At 59.4% G+C, this 16,652-nt stretch carries 17 protein-coding genes and 1 pseudogene; 11 read left to right on the forward strand and 7 right to left on the reverse strand.

Annotated features, from left to right (window positions below; translation table 11 throughout):
- The first annotated feature begins 45 nt into the window (after window positions 1-45).
- From SBC1_RS10925 to SBC1_RS10955, 7 genes and pseudogenes are all read left to right on the forward strand, one after another.
- Window positions 46-1,569 (forward strand): fumarate hydratase, encoded by a 1,524-nt coding sequence (locus SBC1_RS10925; RefSeq protein ID WP_165091999.1) that lies wholly within the window; start codon window positions 46-48, stop codon window positions 1,567-1,569.
- Between the two features lie 217 nt (window positions 1,570-1,786).
- Complete coding sequence (bfr, locus tag SBC1_RS10930; RefSeq protein WP_089158863.1) at window positions 1,787-2,263, forward strand: bacterioferritin; 477 nt, start codon at window positions 1,787-1,789, stop codon at window positions 2,261-2,263.
- A 13-nt stretch (window positions 2,264-2,276) separates the two neighbouring features.
- Complete coding sequence (murI, locus tag SBC1_RS10935; protein ID WP_165092000.1) at window positions 2,277-3,227, forward strand: glutamate racemase; 951 nt, start codon at window positions 2,277-2,279, stop codon at window positions 3,225-3,227.
- 266 nt (window positions 3,228-3,493) lie between these two features.
- Window positions 3,494-3,730, forward strand: a complete 237-nt coding sequence (locus SBC1_RS10940) for a bacterioferritin-associated ferredoxin (RefSeq protein WP_165092001.1) — start codon at window positions 3,494-3,496, stop codon at window positions 3,728-3,730.
- Between the two features lie 349 nt (window positions 3,731-4,079).
- Complete coding sequence (locus SBC1_RS10945) at window positions 4,080-4,856, forward strand: energy transducer TonB (RefSeq protein WP_165987614.1); 777 nt, start codon at window positions 4,080-4,082, stop codon at window positions 4,854-4,856.
- Window positions 4,857-4,937: 81 nt separating this feature from the next.
- A pseudogene (locus SBC1_RS10950) lies at window positions 4,938-5,660 on the forward strand (MotA/TolQ/ExbB proton channel family protein); the annotation flags it as partial.
- A 90-nt stretch (window positions 5,661-5,750) separates the two neighbouring features.
- Window positions 5,751-6,176: a biopolymer transporter ExbD gene (locus SBC1_RS10955; RefSeq protein ID WP_165092004.1), complete on the forward strand. Its 426-nt coding sequence runs from the start codon at window positions 5,751-5,753 to the stop codon at window positions 6,174-6,176.
- Window positions 6,177-6,531: 355 nt separating this feature from the next.
- On the opposite strand, the gene SBC1_RS10960 is transcribed toward SBC1_RS10955, so the two are convergent.
- Window positions 6,532-7,494: a LysR family transcriptional regulator gene (locus SBC1_RS10960; RefSeq protein WP_165092005.1), complete on the reverse strand. Its 963-nt coding sequence runs from the start codon at window positions 7,492-7,494 to the stop codon at window positions 6,532-6,534.
- A 170-nt stretch (window positions 7,495-7,664) separates the two neighbouring features.
- Between SBC1_RS10960 and SBC1_RS10965 the strand changes: the two genes are divergently transcribed.
- From SBC1_RS10965 to hemP, 4 genes are all read left to right on the forward strand, one after another.
- Window positions 7,665-8,537, forward strand: a complete 873-nt coding sequence (locus tag SBC1_RS10965) for a pirin family protein (protein WP_165092006.1) — start codon at window positions 7,665-7,667, stop codon at window positions 8,535-8,537.
- 157 nt (window positions 8,538-8,694) lie between these two features.
- Window positions 8,695-9,105, forward strand: coding sequence for an OsmC family protein (locus SBC1_RS10970; RefSeq protein WP_165092007.1), 411 nt, complete (start codon window positions 8,695-8,697; stop codon window positions 9,103-9,105).
- Window positions 9,106-9,187: 82 nt separating this feature from the next.
- Window positions 9,188-9,682 (forward strand): SRPBCC family protein, encoded by a 495-nt coding sequence (locus SBC1_RS10975; RefSeq protein ID WP_165092008.1) that lies wholly within the window; start codon window positions 9,188-9,190, stop codon window positions 9,680-9,682.
- Window positions 9,683-9,823: 141 nt separating this feature from the next.
- Complete coding sequence (gene hemP, locus SBC1_RS10980) at window positions 9,824-10,084, forward strand: hemin uptake protein HemP (protein WP_165092009.1); 261 nt, start codon at window positions 9,824-9,826, stop codon at window positions 10,082-10,084.
- 300 nt (window positions 10,085-10,384) lie between these two features.
- Here hemP and SBC1_RS10985 read toward each other — a convergent pair whose 3' ends face one another.
- From SBC1_RS10985 to uvrB, 6 genes are all read right to left on the reverse strand, one after another.
- Window positions 10,385-10,798 (reverse strand): heme-binding protein, encoded by a 414-nt coding sequence (locus SBC1_RS10985; protein ID WP_165092010.1) that lies wholly within the window; start codon window positions 10,796-10,798, stop codon window positions 10,385-10,387.
- A gap of 95 nt (window positions 10,799-10,893) precedes the next feature.
- Window positions 10,894-12,300: a 4Fe-4S binding protein gene (locus SBC1_RS10990; protein WP_206365950.1), complete on the reverse strand. Its 1,407-nt coding sequence runs from the start codon at window positions 12,298-12,300 to the stop codon at window positions 10,894-10,896.
- Window positions 12,297-13,142, reverse strand: coding sequence for an FTR1 family protein (locus SBC1_RS10995; RefSeq protein ID WP_165092011.1), 846 nt, complete (start codon window positions 13,140-13,142; stop codon window positions 12,297-12,299). Before SBC1_RS10995 ends, SBC1_RS10990 begins: the two co-directional genes overlap by 4 nt.
- 81 nt (window positions 13,143-13,223) lie before the next feature.
- A complete protein-coding gene (locus tag SBC1_RS11000) occupies window positions 13,224-13,571 on the reverse strand; it encodes a cupredoxin domain-containing protein (RefSeq protein WP_165092012.1) in 348 nt (115 codons plus the stop codon).
- Between the two features lie 96 nt (window positions 13,572-13,667).
- Window positions 13,668-14,216, reverse strand: a complete 549-nt coding sequence (locus SBC1_RS11005; protein ID WP_165092013.1) for an iron transporter — start codon at window positions 14,214-14,216, stop codon at window positions 13,668-13,670.
- A gap of 318 nt (window positions 14,217-14,534) precedes the next feature.
- A complete protein-coding gene (gene uvrB / locus SBC1_RS11010) occupies window positions 14,535-16,628 on the reverse strand; it encodes an excinuclease ABC subunit UvrB (protein WP_165092014.1) in 2,094 nt (697 codons plus the stop codon).
- Window positions 16,629-16,652: the final 24 nt, after the last annotated feature.

Below are 16,652 nucleotides of genomic sequence, written 5' to 3' on the forward strand. Positions count from 1 at the left end.
GCCATACATAGTCCCGATAACGTACCGTCCCCACACGTTCAAGCCATGACCATCATCAAGCAGGAAGACCTGATTCAGAGCATTGCGGATTCGTTGCAGCACATCAGCTATTACCATCCGCTCGACTACATCCAGGCACTCGGCCGCGCATACGAACTCGAAGAGAGTCCGGCCGCGAAAGACGCCATCGCGCAGATCCTGACGAACAGCCGCATGTGCGCTGAAGGTCATCGGCCGATCTGCCAGGACACCGGAATTGTCACGGTGTTCGTGAAAGTGGGCATGGACGTGCGGTGGGACGGTGCGACCATGGGCGTCACCGACATGATCAACGAAGGCGTGCGCCGCGGTTACCTGAACCCGGACAACGTGCTGCGCGCATCCATCGTGAGTCCACCCGAAGGCGCGCGCAAGAACACGAAGGACAACACGCCGGCGGTGATCCACTACGAGATCGTCCCCGGCGATAAAGTCGATGTCCAGATCGCGGCCAAAGGCGGCGGCTCGGAGAACAAGACGAAGTTCGCGATGCTGAACCCATCGGATTCCATCGTCGACTGGGTGCTGAAAACCGTGCCGCTGATGGGCGCCGGATGGTGCCCGCCCGGCATGCTCGGAATCGGCATTGGCGGGACCGCGGAGAAAGCGATGGTCATGGCGAAGGAATCGCTGATGGACGCCATCGATATTCAGGACGTCATTGCACGCGGTCCGCAGGACTGGATCGAAGAGTTGCGCGTGGAGTTGCACGAGAAGGTGAACGCGCTGGGTATCGGCGCGCAGGGTCTGGGTGGCCTCGCCACCGTGCTTGACGTGAAGATCATGGCGGCGCCCACGCACGCAGCATCGAAACCGATCGCGATCATCCCGAACTGCGCTGCCACGCGCCACGCGCATTTCACGCTCGATGGCTCGGGCGTGGCGAAACTCGACGTGCCTTCGCTCGACGCCTGGCCGAAGGTCGAGTGGGTCGCGAACACGGAGACGAGCCAGCACGTGGACCTGAACACGTTGACGAAGGAACAGGTCGCGGCATGGAAGCCGGGCCAAACTTTGCTGCTCTCGGGCAAGATGCTGACCGGACGGGACGCGGCGCACAAGCGTATTGCCGATATGCTCGCCAAAGGCGAAAAGCTCCCCGTCGATTTCACGAACCGGGTGATTTATTACGTTGGCCCGGTGGACCCCGTCCGCGACGAAGTCGTTGGCCCGGCAGGCCCCACCACGGCCACGCGCATGGACAAGTTCACGGACATGATGCTGTCGCAGACCGGCTTGATCTCGATGATCGGCAAGGCGGAGCGCGGCCCGGTTGCCATCGAGGCGATCAAGAAGCATAAGGCCGCCTACATGATGGCAGTGGGCGGTGCTGCGTACCTGGTGTCAAAGGCAATTCGCGGCGCGGAGGTCATTGCGTTCGAAGACCTGGGAATGGAAGCCATTTACGAGTTCGACGTTCAGGATATGCCGGTCACCGTTGCTGTTGATTCGACCGGAACCTCCGTTCATCAGACAGGGCCGAAAGAATGGCAAGCAAAGATCGGCAAGATTCCGGTCGCAACGGTTTAAACTAGCGTCTTAGCAATACGAGCTAAAAAGAGCCGGGCCACGCGCCCGGCTCTTTCATTTTCGGGCTGTTGCGCAGAGAACTGTTTTCATTCTCATTCCACTGCGCGGAAATACAAAATCTCCGCCAAATAGCGGGGAAAACACCATTTTTCATCTTGGCTTTTTAAACTTGAGCGGTTATGTTTGAAAAGCTGAAACGCCCACACAAGGAACTAACATGCAAGGCGATATCAAGGCTCTCGAATACCTCAACCAGCAGCTGAAAAACGAGCTGACTGCGATCAACCAGTACTTCCTGCATGCACGCATGTACAAGCACTGGGGGCTGGAGAAGCTCGGCAAGCATGAATACGACGAGTCTATCGGCGAGATGAAGCATGCCGACTGGCTGATCCAGCGTATTTTCATGCTCGACGGCCTGCCAAACCTGCAGGATCTGCACAAACTGCTGATCGGTGAAGAGACCGAAGAAATCCTGAAGTGCGACTTGAAGCTCGAACAGATTTCGCAGAGCACGTGCAAGGAAGCTATTGCATATTGCGAATCGGTTCGCGATTTCATCTCGCGTGAAATCTTTGTGAAGATTCTCGACGATACGGAAGAGCACATCGACTGGCTGGAAACGCAGATCGATCTGGTGGCGAAGGTCGGCATCCAGAATTATCAGCAAACCATGATGGGCGAGAACGAGTAAACTTCCGGCCACAATGCCCTTCGACGCCCTTCGTTCAGCGGTCGGCTCCGCTGTTAGTTCCGCTGGTAGTTCAACTGTCAGCGCCTCCTCCGAGGCGCTCGGTTCGAGCGCGCCCGTTGCTATTTTCGATTCAGGTCTTGGCGGTTTGTCCGTGTTGCGCGCGGTGCGCGCCGCCTTGCCGGACGAACGGCTGATCTATGTGGCGGATTCGCGGTACGCGCCGTACGGTGAACGCGATGACGACTTTATCGCCGACCGGACGCTCGCGATCGGCGAATGGCTTGTATCGCAGGGCGCGAAGACGCTGGTGGTCGCGTGCAACACGGCGACCGCACAGTCGATCGCTCAAACCCGCGACCGTTTGCCAATTCCTGTGATCGGCGTGGAGCCGGGCATCAAGCCAGCAGCGCTCACGTCAAAAACGCGCGTAGTGGGCGTGCTGGCAACAGCCGTCACGTTACGCAGCGCGCGCTTTCAAGCGCTGGCCGAGCGCCATACCAGCGATTGCCAGTTCATCCTGCAGCCGGGGCACGGCCTCGTGCAGGCAGTGGAACGCTGCGACACGAACTCGCCTGAACTCGTCGCGCTGCTGCGAAGCTATGTGCAACCCATGCTCGACGCCAACGCCGACACGCTGGTGCTCGGCTGCACGCACTACCCCTTCCTTGATCAGGCCATCCGTTCCATTTCCGGCGACCGGCTCACGCTGATCGATACGAGTATCGCGATTGCGCGGCAACTCGAACGGCAACTGGACTCGTTTGGTCTGCGTGCAGCGCCCGCCCAGGCTCGGGATCAAGCTCAGGCTCAGGCTCAGGCAATCGAATTGCCGCGCTTTTACTCGACCAGCGACGGTCAGGCTTTGCGACAACTCGCAGCATCGCTGCTTGGTCTGGACGTGACCGTCGAACACGTCGTGATCCCTTCACGGCGTACGCTGGCACTGGAATCCAATCCGGTTTGACGTCACCGCTCCAAGCGGCGTCATGCGACCCCGAGCCGCACCCGCCTCCCTCCAAGCCGTAAAAACCCGCTTCATCGGCTAAAAAGCCCCTTTCAGGCACGCGGTTTCAGTTTTTTACATAAGCACGGCGCCTTGTGCGACAAGCCTCTGCGCCCCGTCCCTTTTTCCCGCCCTCTGCACACCGAAAAAAACCGTTCACCCCTATTGCCAACCTTCGCATAAGGAATGATAATAATTCGCATTAACGTTAGCTATCGCGGTTAATCATGATCGTCTGTGTGTGCAAGTCAGTGTCGGACAGAAAGATTCGCGCCTCAATTGCGGATGGCGTCGCTACCTTCGACGAACTGCAATTCGAACTGGGCGTCGCCATGTGCTGCGGCAAATGCGAAGAAACCGTACGCGACGTCATGTTGCAAAGCGGTTGTGCGTCGCATTGCGGCATGCACAGCGATCAGCATCAGGCGGTGCCGCTGACGTTCTACGAACGCAAGGCCGCGTAAGCACGCACCAGACCAACGGGATTCACCTGGTGCTGATCACCACGAATACCGCCGTGCTACTGCAATGACTACGCAATAACTCTGACGCGCGGTTTTCAAGCCGATCGTCACGCGTCGCACGCCTCGCCAGGTGTAAAAACGCAGTCCCCGATTCTCCGCCCGCAAGCCACGTCACATTGAGCCAGCCCGCCAACCCCCGCCCAAGGAGGGAATGATGGAATTGCTGATCGGTTTCGTGACCACGCTGTTTATTTCTCTGCTCATCTTTCGAAAATGAAGTCCTCCAGTCTCGCATGCTGCATGGGCTTTCGCCGTTCGTACGGCGTCGCCGCCGTACAACCACGCTGATATGCCGTCTCCCCTGATCTCGCCCGGCAATTCGGCTGCCGCGCTTAACGCTCACTCCCCCCGTTCGATCGAATCCTCAGGCCTCAATCCGCGCGTGATTGCCGCGAGTGTCGCTGTGGTGGCGATTCACGTGGGCCTGCTGGCCGTCGTGCTCACCCTGCGTAACGAGCCGCCGCCGCGCCCGATCGAATCGAAGACAATCACTGCTGAACTGATCAGCCCCGCGCCGCCGCAACCGGTTGCAGCGCCTGCGGCGATTCAGTCGACGCCCGTTCCTCCGCCGCCGAAACCGGTTCCGCCGACGCCTGTGCCGAAGCCCAAGCCCGTCGTTCAGCCGCGCGTGAAGGCCGCACCAACGCCCTTGCCGGAAACCGCGGAGCCTTCGACGGTCGCAGCCGCGGCGCCGGAACCCGCTCCCGCTCCGCCTACGCCGCCGGTTGCGGCAGCGCCGGCCGCCGCAGCGCCGGCTATCGGGCGTCCGACCATGGCGCTCAACGCGCCGAAGGACGTCGCGCATCTCGAGTGCAACATCGCGATGCCGGACTATCCGGCTATATCGCGGCGTCGCGGGGAATCGGGGACGGCGCTGGTGAAGTTCGTCGTCGGGCTGACGGGGAAGATCGAGAACATAGAACTGAAGAAGAGCAGCGGTTCGTCGCGGCTGGATGACGCCGCGCTCGATGCCATGCGTTCAAGCGCATGCAAGCCCTACAAGGAAAACGGCGTGGCGATTCGCGCTGCGTATTCCCAGCCGTTCGTATTTGGGTTGAACGACTAACGCCCCAGTCGGAACCGGTCCAACGAACGCTGAATAACACTAAAAATTCGACCTAATTTCTAGATATCTACAGGAACTGCAATGCAAAACTACGGCTTGGCGCATGTCTGGGCGCAAGGGGATTTCGTCACTCGAGGTATCGCGCTCGCGCTGGCGATCATGTCGATCCTGTCGTGGACAGTGATTCTGGTGAAGGGCCTGAACGTGGTGCGCCTGAAGCGCCTCACGAAGAACGCGGAGCAGGCGTTCTGGCATTCGGACGATTTCGCCGACGGCATCAAGAAGCTGAGCAGCCACTCCTCGAACGCGCAGGACAATCCGTTCCTCGCGCTCGCCCTCTCCGGTCAGGACGCTGCTGATCACCATCATCAGACGCAGCCGCATCTGCACGATCGCATGGACGTGTCGGACTGGATCACGCGCTGCCTGAAGGACACCATGGATGAAGGCGTCGGACGCATGCAGGCGGGGCTCGCCGTGCTCGCGTCGATCGGCAGCACGGCACCGTTCGTCGGGTTGTTCGGCACGGTGTGGGGCATTTATCACGCGTTGCTGACCATTGGCGCGACCGGCCAGACGTCCATCGATCAAGTCGCGGGACCGGTCGGCGAGTCGCTGATCATGACGGCGTTCGGCCTGTTCGTCGCTATTCCGGCGGTGCTCGGCTACAACGCGTTGACCCGCGGGAACAAGACCATTGTCACGAAGCTGAACCGTTTCGCGCACGGCTTGCACGCGTTCTTCGTGACCGGCACCAAGCTCGCGTCCAGCAAGCGTGGAGACGGCTTGCGCCTGGCCACGCAAAACGCTGTGAGCGCCGCGACCGGGGCCACTTCCGGGTCTACGGCCGGCGCCAAGCAGCCTGCATCGCGTGTGAGCTAAGGGGACGTCGCCATGGCCATGAGCCCTTTCTCCAGCGACGAGGACGACGGCATGATGAGCGAGATCAACATGACGCCGCTCGTCGACGTCATGTTGGTTCTCCTTATCATCTTTCTCGTTACCATTCCCGCGATCAACCATGCGGTGAAAATCGACTTGCCGAAGGCGAGCAGCCAGCCGCAGGACACGAAGCCGGCGCACGTGGACGTAGCCGTTGAAGCGGACGGCACGGTGCTCTGGAACGACCAGAAGGTCGACGATGTCACCCTGCAAGCGCGTATAGCCGACGCCTCGAAGCAGATGCCGCAGCCCGAATTGCGCTTGCGTGCGGACCGCAAGGTGCCGTACGAGCGCGTTGCCGATGTGATGTCGGCGGCGCAAGGCGGTGGGTTATCGAAGATCGGCTTTGTCACCGAGCCGAAGGCGGGTGGCAAGTAGCGCGATTTACGCGCGTACGGGCTTTCGAAGCCCACAAAGTAAAAGGCCTTCATCGCAGTGATGAAGGCCTTTTTTTGTGTGCGCGCCGGCACATTCGGGCTAGCAGTTACTTTGGCGTCGACTGCGTCGAATCCGCAGTATCGCTACATGCGACAGCCGTGCTCGACACGGACAGCGCGATTAGCCCTATCAGGCCTACTATAAAAGTGGCCGTGAGTTTTCGCATAAGCAGCTCCTTAGCGAAGAGATTCCAATATAGCGCCCGAGCACAGCGCGTTCAAGCGGGCGGCGATTGAATCTGACCATCGCAAGCGTACGCTTCAATGTCAGAAACTTAAGGCTGCGCCGCGATTAGTCACACTGTTTCGCGAGCAGGCTCCGCAGGGAGAGGACATTCTCCCGGGAAGCGATTGCTGTCATTGATCGACTCGACGAGGAAATCGACGAATGCGCGAATCGCCGGCACCATGCCCTGCCGCGATAAAAACACCGCATAGAGCTGCGGGGTCGGGAAAGTCCAGCCGGGCATCACCGGCGACATCTGGCCGGTACGTAGCGCCGCGCCGTACATCATCTCCGGCAGCGCCGCGATACCCACACCGCGCAGCACCGCTTCGCGGATCATTCCGAGGTCCGCCGTCACAAGGCGCGGTTCGTGCTCGAATTCGTGACGCGTGCCGTCGGGTGCGATCAGGCGAAAGACGTGGCGGCCGTCGGTTGCGGGCACATCGATGGTATCGAACTGGGCCAATTCCGACGGCGTGAGCGGCGGCGCATTCGGCTTAAGCAACGAAGGCGCTGCCACCAGCATTTGTTCCGTGCGCCAGAGCGGACGCGCAACGATAGTCGAATTGACCGGTGGTTCAGAACGCACGCGCAAAGCGACGTCAATGGCATCTTCGAACAAATCGATCACGCGATTCGTCACGCTCAGGATGACGCGAACCTCGGGGTATCGATGCAGAAAGTCCGGCATTACCTCTGACAAAAACGTCTGCGCGATCGTCACTGGCACGCTCACGCGCACACTGCCGCGCGGCGAATCACGCAAGCTATGCACGATATCGACAGCGGCCTGGGCTTCTGCCAGCATCGCCTTGCAATGCTGGTAGAAGAGCTGACCAGCCTCCGTCAGTGCAAGCTTTCGCGTAGAGCGCTGCATCAAACGCACGCCGAGCGATGTCTCAAGCTCGGACACGCGCCGCGACAAGCGCGACTTGGAGATACCCAACACCCGCTCCGCCGCCGAGAAACCGCCGTGCTCGACCACGTACGAAAAATACATCAGATCATTGAGGTCATGCGAATCGGGTTTCATGCGGTCGGATCTTTCGTTGGGGTTTTTGTTGTTCTACAGGTGGGACAATCCATTGCGGTTTGACGGCTTTTTCCGCTAAATACGATCCATATAATAGCTCTATGTTTTAAATTTGGCGCTAATGCCTGATCGGTTGTATCGGCCACGCTGGCCTACCAAGCGAGGAAAAAATGGAAAGCACACGCAGTATCGAACGCACGATTCCGGCGCTCCGCACGGTGGAGGGCGGTGGTTTTGTCGTCCATCGCCCATTCCCGACACGGCTTCTGATGGATTTCGACCCGTTCCTGCTCCTCGATGAAATGGGCCCTGTCGACTACGCGCCCGGCGAGGCGAAAGGCGCACCCGATCATCCGCATCGCGGCTTTGAAACCGTGACGTACGCGCTCGAGGGACAGTTCGGCCACAAGGATTCGGCGGGACATTCCGGCACGCTGCGCCAGGGCGACGTGCAATGGATGACGGCCGGCGCCGGCGTGGTTCACAGCGAAATGCCCGATCCCGAATTCACACGCACTGGAGGCCGTGTTCATGGCTTGCAGCTTTGGGTGAACTTGCCCAAGCGTGACAAGATGATCGCGCCGCATTATCAGGAAATCGCGTCCGAACGGATTCCGGTCGCGACCAGCGATGACGGCCGCGTGCGCGTGAAGGTGATCGCGGGCGAAGCGTTTGGCGTCAAGGCAGCGATCGAAACGCGTACGCCCATTCTTTACCAGCATTTTTCGTTGCAACCGGGCGCGTCGGTCGTGCATCCGGTGCCACGGGACTTTCGTGTGTTTGGTTATGCGTTGTCGGGCAATGGCCTGTATGGCGAGGCAAAGCAACCCGTGCGAGCTCAGCAGATGATCGTATTCGCGGACGATGGCGATACAGTCACGTTCGCCGCTGGCGACGAGCCGCTCGAATTGCTGCTGATCGGTGGCGTGCCGTTAAAGGAACCCGTGGTCCGCTACGGTCCGTTCGTGATGAACACGGAGGAAGAGATCCGCCAGGCCGTGGTCGATTACCAGGCGGGACGCATGGGCTCGATCAACCACTAGGCAAGCTCGCCGCCGTAGGGTGGTGAGACTGTGCTTGTTTCACCGGCGCGGCACGAATGACACTATTTGCGTCACAATAGTCATTCGTGCCGCGCCGTTTTATCGTCTGCTTTTATTCCCTGCACTGTCTGCTCATCCGCTAACTCTGGAGCACCGCATGTCCGAAAAATTTGTGACGCCGTCTGTCAGTGCCAGCATCGGTGCGACGGATTTTCAGGTTTCGCTGAGCGACGGCCAGCATGACTGGATCGCCGACGAACCGTCAACACACGGCGGCGCAGATACCGGACCAACTCCGCATAGCTTGTTACTGTCGAGCCTGGGCGCGTGTACGTCGGTCACGCTGAAGATGTACGCGAAGCACAAGGCATGGCCGCTGGAAGCGGTGCACGTGACGCTCACACTGGACACCACGCCCGAGGGCACGGTGATCGATCGCCAGATCCTCCTGACCGGCGAACTCGATAACACCCAGCGGGAAAGGCTCTTGCAAATCGCGAATGCGTGTCCCGTGCACAAAATTCTGAGCGGCGCGATCATGATTCATTCGGGCCTTACGCCTGCTTAAGCGGACTACATAAACGGGCTACATGAGCAGACACGAGCGCCGCGCTCGCCCGCCAATCGAACAAGTCAAGGAAACAGTCGTTTTGAATTTCGAACATCTCATCCAGATCAACGACCCGCTGAACCCTTTCGTGGAATCGATGACCCGCGAACAGGTCTGGCAAGGACTCGTGCTGCGCGCGGAACAGCCTCAATTGTTCGTGATCGGCCTGGATCGCTGCACAATCCTGTCACGTAAGGGCGACGTGCTCGAACGCGAATTGCACTACGGTCAGGCTATCGTGCGTGACCGCGTGACGCTGATTCCCGAAACGAGTGTTCGCTACGACATCATGCCGACCGCCGATTACGTTGGCGGCTCGCTGACCATGGCAATCGAGCAACCGGACGAGCTTCAGTTGTTCCTGCGTTTCACCTACGCGACCACCTTGCCCGTCGCCGACGATCCGAACGCGAGTGCCGACGCGCTTCAGACGCAGGAGATCGTGAAGTCAGCGTATCGGGAAGCCGATATCGACACCGTCCGGCTGATCCGGCAATTCGCTCACGGCAGCCCCCTCGAAGGCCCCCTGCATTAACGCATTGCGACGTTTCGATTGTTTCGGCGTGGGAACAGTCAATGACTATCGAAACGTGTGGTCGATGAATACTTCGTTGTTGTAAATGGGAATGGTTATCATTAATATTACTCCATCGACTCAACGAACGGACTCTTCGACATGACCGACATCCTGCGCTCCAACACGCTTCGACTACGTCGCCCCGTCGAACGCTCCGTGGCAGCAAGCATCTCGCGGCCCCGGACGGCTGCTATAACGACCGCGCGTCCCGCGTCGTCGAGCAGCGCGTCGGATAGCGGCGAGCGCTCGCTACGCAGCGACACGTTGCTGCAAGGTCATAGCCACATCAGCATCATGCATAACGGTGAAACATATCAGCTGCGCGCCACGCGCCTGGGCAAGCTGATCCTCACCAAGTAATAAGCAGGACGCGTTCTAGTAACGCGCAGAACAGAATTGCAGTACCGGGTATTGTGGGGACCACCTCTTCGAGAGGTGTTTGGCACTAGCCAGCAATGACGGCTTGCACGCGAGAATTAGACCCCTTCGTGCAAACACCAGCCAGTCGTCGATAGCCAGCGAAGCCGCTTTTTTTGGTTCCCGCCAAGTGCTTTGAACTGCACCATCAGTTAAGCAAAAAGCACGTTTTCTCGCGAAAACGTGCTTTTTTATTTGAGCCGACGGGTTTCGATCGGCACGGCACAAAGCCACTTCCGGACCTTAAACGCTCTCGATCCCCAACGCCGCAATGCCCGCTCGCGCCACCGCCGCGTCCTGGTCCGACTTCACGCCCGATACGCCCACCGCACCGACAATATCCGCGCCCACGACAATCGGCACGCCGCCTTCCAGCATCGCAGTCATGGGTGCGCTCAAGAACGCCGTGCGGCCTTGCTTGATCATGTCTTCATACACTTTGGTTTCGCGCCGGCCGAGCGCGGCGGTGCGTGCCTTGCCCGTCGCCATTTCGGCCGTGCTTGCGCCTGCGCCGTCCAGCCTGTGCAGGTGAAGCAAATGACCGCCGTCATCGACGACAGCAATCGTCACGTTCCACTTGTTCGCCAATGCATGCGCTTCAGCTGCTGCCGCGATGGTTTTCACTTCTGCGTCGGTTAATACGGGCTTCGTTCTCATTTGCTCCACCTGTTGGGATAGTCGTTGCGTTGATAAAGAGGTTGGCTCGCGATTAGCCCACGATCGGGCTCGCGTTTGGCTCGATACCCGCAACGTTACCGCGAAAAGCCCCAGAACATCAGGTACCAGGCACTATCGACCACCGCGAGCGCGGCGATGAACCATAGCATCGCAACGCTTTGCGTGACAAAACGCCCAGACGCATACCGTCCGATAACCCGCCACGCAAGCCACGCGCTCCACAGGTTGGCGACGCCGAGCAAGCCGAGACGCACATCGGTCACCCACCAAAGCGGCAAGTGTTCAGCGCGCAGCAGCGATACGGTGGTCGCCGATAAACCCAGGAACACGCCGCATCCCGCTACGGGAATCAGCGCCTGCGTCAGATGATGCAGGCGCGTGAAACTGAAACGCCCGAGCATTCGCGTGCCGACGGCCAGCAAGGCGAGAAGCGTCGTGCCATACACGAGCCCCGTCACGACGATATAACCCACGACCATCCCGCCGTCGAGCCACGAGAAGACATCGTTTTGTTCGGGGTAGTGCGTAAAAAGAAACCATGGAGCGTTCGTGTCGAGCGGCCAGAGAATGTTTCGATCGATCAGCCACGACGCAAAGATCTGCTTCAAGTCGACAAACCATGTGCTCACGGTCCAGTGGAACGCGCCGATAGCGATGCCCAGCAAGCCGTACAGAATGAGCGCGGTGTCCCATGGATCGGCTTGTTTATCGCCGAGTTGCACGACTTCGGCCGAGGGCGAACGCCACTCGAGCGAAATAGCGTCCCGATGGCCGCTGCAACGACCACACATATGGCAATTCGACGCGCCTTTCATGGCGCGCAGCGGCACGAGCGGCGCGCAGTTGACGGGGATCACGCGATGCCCGCGCTCCCCTTCTTTATACGAGCGGCGCCATGCGTCCTCGTTGACCTTGTAGTGAAACGGCGCGAGCCGCGCCAGAAGTGAAAATACCCCATTCACGGGGCAGAGATACTTGCACCACACGCGCTTCTCGCGCCCATACAGCACGCCAACAATCATTGCGCCGACCGTCGAGCCGCCGAGCACCAGCAACACGGCTTTCGGATACTGATAAACGCTGACCATCTGGCCATAGATGGTGGTAATGCCGAACGCAACGAATGGCCAGCCGCCCCAGCGCAACCAACGCGGAATCGCCCAGCCACGGCCGAACCTGCTCGCAAACTCGGTCAGTGCGCCTTCGGGACACAGCACGCCGCACCATACGCGGCCAAGCATCACCATGGAGAGCAGGACGAACGGCCACCAGATACCCCAGAACACAAACTGCGCGGCCAGCGTCAGGTTGCTCCAGAGATGCGCGGTACCGTCCGGCAGCGGCAGGACGGCCGGAACCAGAATCAGAAACGCATACACGGCAACCACGACCCATTGAATGCCGCGGATCATGCTGCCGTGTTGTTGCATCCATTGCCCGGCTTGCTGCAGCCGGCTGGGCCGATTCATCACGTCGCTCATGCCACTCTTCTCGCCGATTTTTGCGCCATCCGGTTTTTCGATCGACGCAGCAGCAGGAAGATCACGGCCCAGTACACCGCGTACGCAATCAGGTTCATGCCGGCCGGATGCGCGCGATAACCCGTGAGCGTGGCGACCAGCGAACCAAAGGTGTTGGAGTCATCGAGCAGCCAGGACGTGTCCCACACCTGATTCATGACGACGGGCAGGATCTCCTTGTCGATGAGTTTATCGACACCCGTCTCGAACAAGCCCGCTGCGAGGAACAACAGCATGATTTCCGTCACGCGGAAAAAGAGCCGCCACGAGAAAATCTTGCCGCCAAGCTGCAGCAGATAAAACGTCAGGAACGCCAGCGCCAGACCAATCGCGACCGCCAGATACTGCATGGGATCGACGTGCCCCGACTGACCGAAGCCGAGGCCGTACAGGAAAATAACGGTCTCGCTGCCTTCACGCGCAATGGCGAGTGCAACCAGCAACGTCACCCCCCACCAGTTCGCGTCCTGCTTGCTCTTCTCGAGCGACGCTTCCATGTCGCGTTTCATTGACCGTCCGTGGTGCTTCATCCACAGCACCATTTGCACGATCAACACGCACGCGACCAGGACCATGCCGGTCTGGAAATAATCCTGCGCGTCACCGGACAACTCTTCCGTGAACCCGACCAGCGCCGCACCCAGAGTTACTGCCGCCAGCAACCCCGCAGCCACACCCGCCCACAAATACGGTATGCCGCGACGCGCATCGGCATCGCCATTTTTCAGCCATGCGTACAGGATGCCGACGACCAGCAGCGCCTCGACACTCTCCCGCCACACGATGAAAAGAACCTGACCCATCACTTATCTCCCGCTCTTGCAGGCCGAAGCGGTTTGCGCGTGACGCTGGACGAACAACGCGTGAACCGGCCCGGCGTGACCTTATTTCGCGACGATGACGCCTTGCGCCGACTGATGAAAGTCGTCGAAGAACTTGTATTCACCCTTGTCCAGCGGCGCGATCACGACGAAGGAATTGGCGCCTGGCGCCAGCACTTTTTCCTTGCGCAACTGGATGCTTTCAAATTCAGCCGCACCCTTGCCAATGTTGTGCACTTCTATCTTGATGCGCTGCCCCGCCGGCACTTCAATACGCGTGGGATTCAGCTTGCCGTCGTTCATTTCCAGCCTGAAGGTCGGCAGGTCGGCGGCTTGCGCTGCGCCGGCACTGGCGAACCATCCAGCCGCCAAGGCGAGCGAGGCGGCGACCAACTTGTATTTGCGTTGCATGCATGCTTCCTGGCTGCGGCGCCCGGCGGGACGCTTCACTTCATGTCACTTGATGTCACTTAATGTCACGTCTAGCCGCACGCCTGACTCGAATGCTCAGTACCCGCCCTTCTTGCCAATGCCGGCGAACGGGAAGTCGTATTCAATCGTGTAGGGCTTGAACCACGGACCCACGCCGGTTTCCTTGTCGACGTGGCGGCCGAACGCCATATGGCCGGTTTGCATCGGCGGCGCAATGTTGAGTTTCAGGTGGTATTTGCCCGGGCCGAACAACTTCACGTTGTCGCCATAATGCGGGCCGTCGCTGGCGACCATGCCCATCATGTCGCCCTTGACCGTTTGCGCTGTGCCAACCTTGGTCAGCTCGTACGTCACTTGCAGGTAAGGCATCCAGTCGCCTTCTGCAAAACCGTTCGGGTTGTTCTTCACAGCGTGGATGTCGGCTTCGAGATGCACGTCGGAATCCGAGGCCTTGCGCATCATGCCTTCCGGTTCCATGGTGATCGGCTGCAGATACACGGCGCCAACTTCCATGCCGTTCTCGATGTGCTGCTTGCCGATCGGATATTCGGCAGCCGATGCCGACGCCATTGCCGCAAGCGCGACTGCGGCAACCGAGCCGCGTACAAAGGTTGAAACCTGCATCCTTCACTCCTTGTTGTTATTGATCGAACCGACGCCACCCATGCGCTCGATCCGATCCGGTCAGTTCACCGACGCATCCGGCGTCGGTGATAGGAAATCGCAATCAAAATGTAACTAGCAACAGTTAATACGAACCATTCTCAATGGGTAAGGAGTTTAGCACCGATCGGAGGGCCGAACAATTTGATGGAAATCAACAAGCCTTGTGCCTGTTGGGTTTTTGAGATGACGGAGGTGTGGTGGAGAGGAAATTTCAGGCGAAAAAAACGCGGCGAACCCGCCTGGGTTGCCGCGTTTCCTACCCTTGAACGCTTACGTTTAGCTGATGCCCGTAATGTGGTCGCCCACATTGGCGCCAAACACGCGCTGCCTCAGAAGCGACAGTTGGTCGCGGGTCTGCGCGGCTTTTTCGAATTCGAGATTTTTGGCGTGATCCATCATCTGCTTTTCGAGCCGCTTGATTTCCTTCGATAGCTGCTTTTCAGACATGTCCTCGAACTTCGCGCGGGTCTGCGCTTCCTTCAGTTCGGCGCGGGCATCGTCGGCGTTATAGACACCGTCGATAATGTCCTTGATCCGCTTGGTCACGCCGCGCGGCGTGATACCCATCGCGAGATTGTGCGCAATCTGCTTCGTGCGGCGCCGTTCGGTCTCACCAATCGCACGCTTCATCGAATCCGTTATTTTGTCGCCGTAAAGAATCGCCTTGCCGTTCACGTTACGGGCGGCCCGACCTACCGTCTGGATCAGCGAACGCTCGGCGCGCAGGAAACCTTCCTTGTCGGCGTCGAGGATCGCGACCAGCGATACTTCGGGAATATCCAGCCCTTCTCGCAGCAAATTGATCCCGACCAGCACGTCGAATGTGCCCAGACGCAGATCGCGGATGATTTCAACGCGCTCAACCGTGTCGATATCGCTATGCAGGTAGCGCACCTTCACGCCGTGATCCGCGAGAAACTCCGTTAGCTGTTCGGCCATGCGCTTGGTCAGCACTGTGACCAGCACGCGCTCGTGTACTTTGACGCGCGCATTGATCTCGCCAAGCACGTCATCTACTTGCGAACGCGCCGGACGCACTTCAATTTCGGGATCGACCAGTCCAGTCGGCCGCACGAGCTGTTCGGCCACCTGCCCCGCCGTGCGGTTTTCGTAGTCGGCTGGCGTGGCCGAAACGAAGATCGCCTGGCGCATCTTGCGTTCGAATTCGTTGAACTTGAGCGGCCGGTTATCCAGCGCAGAAGGCATGCGGAAACCGTAATCGACGAGATTCTCCTTGCGCGCCCGGTCGCCGTTATACATGCCGTTCAACTGGCCGATCAGCACATGCGACTCGTCGAGCAACATTAGCGCGTCGGGCGGCAAATAGTCGACGAGTGTTGGCGGCGGCTCGCCCGGCGCCGCGCCGGAAAAGTGCCGCGAATAATTCTCGATGCCTTTGCAAAAGCCCAATTCCTGCAGCATTTCCAGATCGAAACGCGTGCGCTGTTCGAGCCGTTGCGCCTCTACCAGCTTGCCGTCCTTATGGAAGAACTCGAGCCGTTCGCGCAACTCCAGCTTGATCGTCTCGATGGCGCGCATGACCGTGTCGCGCGGCGTCACGTAGTGGGAGGATGGGTACACGGTGAAACGCGGAATCTTGTTGCGCACTCGGCCGGTGAGCGGATCGAAGAGTTGCATCGACTCTATTTCGTCGTCAAACAGCTCTACGCGCACCGCCATTTCGGCGTGCTCTGCCGGGAAGATGTCGATGGTGTCGCCCCGCACGCGAAACGTCCCGCGTGAAAAATCAGCTTCGTTGCGGTTGTACTGCATCGCGATCAGACGCGCGATGATGTCGCGCTGGCCCATTTTGTCGCCGGTCCGCAGCGTCAGAATCATCTTGTGATATTCCGACGGGTTGCCAATACCGTAGATTGCCGAAACCGTTGCCACGATCACCACGTCGCGACGCTCAAGCAGGCTTTTTGTCGCCGAAAGCCGCATTTGCTCGATGTGCTCGTTGATCGACGAATCCTTCTCAATAAACAGGTCGCGCTGCGGAACGTAGGCTTCCGGCTGGTAATAATCGTAGTAAGAAACAAAGTACTCCACGGCGTTGCGCGGAAAAAACTCGCGAAACTCCGCGTAAAGCTGCGCGGCGAGCGTCTTGTTCGGGGCGAACACAATGGCCGGCCGGCCCATGCGCGCAATCACGTTCGCCATGGTGAACGTCTTGCCGGAGCCCGTTACGCCGAGCAGTGTCTGGAACGACAGGCCGTCCTCAATCCCTTCCACAAGCGTTGCAATCGCCGTCGGCTGGTCGCCCGCGGGCGAATACGGTTGGTAAAGCTGGAACGGAGAGCCTTCGAACCTGACAAATTTGGATTCGTCGAGGGTTTCGGCGGTTTCGAGTAGCGGGGTATCGGACATGAGGGTGAGGTGCCTTGGCCGAGA

The organism is Caballeronia sp. SBC1, assembly GCF_011493005.1.
Lineage (GTDB): Bacteria > Pseudomonadota > Gammaproteobacteria > Burkholderiales > Burkholderiaceae > Caballeronia.

Bases quoted from the DNA above. Each gene is read 5' to 3' on its own strand.
- SBC1_RS10925 (WP_165091999.1), top strand. From the start codon at position 46: ATGACCATCATCAAGCAGGAAGACCTGATTCAGAGCATTGCGGATTCG.
- bfr (WP_089158863.1), top strand. From the start codon at position 1,787: ATGCAAGGCGATATCAAGGCTCTCGAATACCTCAACCAGCAGCTGAAA.
- murI (WP_165092000.1), top strand. From the start codon at position 2,277: ATGCCCTTCGACGCCCTTCGTTCAGCGGTCGGCTCCGCTGTTAGTTCC.
- SBC1_RS10940 (WP_165092001.1), top strand. From the start codon at position 3,494: ATGATCGTCTGTGTGTGCAAGTCAGTGTCGGACAGAAAGATTCGCGCC.
- SBC1_RS10945 (WP_165987614.1), top strand. From the start codon at position 4,080: ATGCCGTCTCCCCTGATCTCGCCCGGCAATTCGGCTGCCGCGCTTAAC.
- SBC1_RS10955 (WP_165092004.1), top strand. From the start codon at position 5,751: ATGGCCATGAGCCCTTTCTCCAGCGACGAGGACGACGGCATGATGAGC.
- SBC1_RS10960 (WP_165092005.1), bottom strand. From the start codon at position 7,494: ATGAAACCCGATTCGCATGACCTCAATGATCTGATGTATTTTTCGTAC.
- SBC1_RS10965 (WP_165092006.1), top strand. From the start codon at position 7,665: ATGGAAAGCACACGCAGTATCGAACGCACGATTCCGGCGCTCCGCACG.
- SBC1_RS10970 (WP_165092007.1), top strand. From the start codon at position 8,695: ATGTCCGAAAAATTTGTGACGCCGTCTGTCAGTGCCAGCATCGGTGCG.
- hemP (WP_165092009.1), top strand. From the start codon at position 9,824: ATGACCGACATCCTGCGCTCCAACACGCTTCGACTACGTCGCCCCGTC.
- SBC1_RS10985 (WP_165092010.1), bottom strand. From the start codon at position 10,798: ATGAGAACGAAGCCCGTATTAACCGACGCAGAAGTGAAAACCATCGCG.
- SBC1_RS10990 (WP_206365950.1), bottom strand. From the start codon at position 12,300: ATGAGCGACGTGATGAATCGGCCCAGCCGGCTGCAGCAAGCCGGGCAA.
- SBC1_RS10995 (WP_165092011.1), bottom strand. From the start codon at position 13,142: ATGGGTCAGGTTCTTTTCATCGTGTGGCGGGAGAGTGTCGAGGCGCTG.
- SBC1_RS11000 (WP_165092012.1), bottom strand. From the start codon at position 13,571: ATGCAACGCAAATACAAGTTGGTCGCCGCCTCGCTCGCCTTGGCGGCT.
- SBC1_RS11005 (WP_165092013.1), bottom strand. From the start codon at position 14,216: ATGCAGGTTTCAACCTTTGTACGCGGCTCGGTTGCCGCAGTCGCGCTT.
- uvrB (WP_165092014.1), bottom strand. From the start codon at position 16,628: ATGTCCGATACCCCGCTACTCGAAACCGCCGAAACCCTCGACGAATCC.